The following is a 2,218-nucleotide window of genomic DNA, read 5'->3' on the forward strand; positions in this document are numbered from 1 at the left end:
CATTCCTAAGAAACAATCAGGCGGGCGTTGGCGCGGGCTGTAGGACATACCCAAGCGACTTTGCCCTCCGCTGGAGATTAGTCAGGATGCGTCGGCGGTAATTCTCCTCGTAGTGGGAGGCTCCCGGATCGCTGTATTCCATACCGTGCCGCAGGGTGTTGTAGAACAAGACGGCGATTTTGCGGGCCGTGGCAGTGACCGCCTTGGCCTTGCCGACGCGTGCCGACAGACGCCGATAGAATGCCCCCAACGCGGTCTGAGTGCGCCCGACCGCAACCGCAGCAAGTCGCAGTAGCGCCGCGGCCCGGCTACCAGATCGTCGGGTCCGTGACGACAACACTTTGCCGCCGGAGATTTTGTTGCTTGGTGAGAGGCACAGCCAGGAGGTGAAGTGCTTGGCACTCGGCCAAGCCGAGAGGTTGGTCCCGCACTCTCCGACCAATTTGAGCGTCAGATAAGGCCCGAGCCCGTGAATCTGGGTGACATCGCAGCCGAGCAAGCCGTACAGGGCGGCGCGAACATCGAAGGCTGGGTCATTGGATTGCTTCTGCGTTGTCCGTACGGTCGGCGGTTTGCCTACAGGGGTGGACGAGGCCTTCCGCAGTCGTTTCAACACAGCCTCGATGCGCACGTCACAGAGCGCCACTTTGGCTTGGTAGACGTCGTACAACTCCAGCGCCTGGGTCAGGACAAAGATGTGCTCTTCGCGATCATTGCCGACGAGCGCCTGACGGATCGTCTCCGCAGACGCATGGCAGCGTGGGTCGCGATAGGACGCCAGAACTATCGGGTCGCGCTCACCGGCCACAATCGCACGGATGATGGCCATGCCGGTGACACCGGTGATGTCTGTCACCACGTGGTGGAGCTGTAGATTCATTTGCGTCAGAGCTTTTTGCATGTGCTGGATGTGCGAGGCAGCGTAATCCAGCAAACGTTCACGCTGGCGTAGATAGGCGCGCATGACCGCAACTTCGCCCTTCAGCCGGAAGCTGGCCCTGAGCAATCCATATTCATGCAAACGCTGCAGCCATTGGGCGTCGCTGATATCGGTCTTGCGGCCTGGCACGTGCTTGGCATCGCGGGCGTTGACCACTATGACCTCAAAGCCACGCTGATCGAGTATCTCGAAGACCGGAATCCAGTAGACCCCCGTGGACTCCATCGCGACCGTGCGCACGCCACACTTCGTGAACCAGTCCGCCAACCGATGCAGATCGCCGGTGAAGGTTCCAAAACTGCGCACCGGCTCGGAAGCTTGGTCCGGCCCGACTGCGGCCACGTGCATCGTCGCCCCGATGTCAATTGCAGCAGCATTCAAGTGAGTAGGGGAAATATCCCGCTTGCAGCGAGTCTTTGTTCCAGACATGGCAGGCTCTCCTATCCAATTGTCGAATGGTGGGGCTGGGCTGTGCCAAAAGATCAAATTCCTAACCGGGATCGCCGACAACGGCGTCACCACTCTCAAGTCCGCAGCAGCCCATGGACCACGTTAGGTAACGGGGTTAAATACCACCAAAATGCCGACGGCCGCTCCCCTCCGACGCTGACACTAGCACACCGTTTCTATCCCCGCAGGCGGGGACCCACCCGCGAAAGGTTAGGTAGCAAAAACGTTCAGGCTCCAGAAGTCGACGGCAGGCACAGCGGATCGGCGGCCGAACATGGCCGGGGAGATCAGTGCTGTATGCGTATCATCCTGAACATGACCCAGGTTCTTACCTGGACTTTCCGCGGGAGTCGATCGGAGAAGGCTCAAATGGTTGATTGCCGAGGCCGCAAAAGCGGTTGGCGAGAAGGGAAATGATCCGCTGCAACGGATGATGAATACAAACCTCTGGTGGAATGGACTTTCCATACTATATCGAAGACACAGGCGTTTCAGAAAGTTGATGTCCGCATGACCGAAGACAAACCAACAGCTATTCGTCGTGCGGTTTCGCTGATCAAAATCCTATGGACTGTTTCGATCATCACGACAGCAACCGCTGTAGGTGCTTACATCGGCTGGGAAAACCACGGCCTCGTCGGAGCGTTGGCATTAGGATTCGTTGGCCTGGTAGCTGGCGGTTTGCTCAGTTCACCAACGGCTCTCTTGCAGGTGCTGTCTTAAATCCACTCGAGTGTGCATTTGGGTCGAAGGAGTTGACGCACCGTTGCCGTCGGATGACCCTGAATTCATCATTCGATTCAAACGCATAAGCTACTTTTGGTGGTC

At 58.0% G+C, this 2,218-nt stretch carries 2 protein-coding genes; one reads left to right on the forward strand and one right to left on the reverse strand.

What is annotated here, in order from left to right:
• Nucleotides 1–16: 16 nt before the first annotated feature.
• A complete protein-coding gene (locus tag AC244_RS34700; protein WP_053253355.1) occupies nt 17–1,369 on the reverse strand; it encodes an IS110 family transposase in 1,353 nt (450 codons plus the stop codon).
• 531 nt (nt 1,370–1,900) lie between these two features.
• On the opposite strand from AC244_RS34700, the gene AC244_RS36150 reads away from it, so the two are divergent.
• The gene (locus tag AC244_RS36150) at nt 1,901–2,113 is read left to right on the forward strand and encodes a hypothetical protein (protein ID WP_082367353.1); all 213 of its coding nucleotides are present in this window, start codon (nt 1,901–1,903) and stop codon (nt 2,111–2,113) included.
• Nucleotides 2,114–2,218: the final 105 nt, after the last annotated feature.

The organism is Ensifer adhaerens (assembly GCF_001270265.1).
In the GTDB taxonomy this organism is placed as follows: Bacteria; Pseudomonadota; Alphaproteobacteria; order Rhizobiales; family Rhizobiaceae; genus Ensifer; species Ensifer adhaerens_B.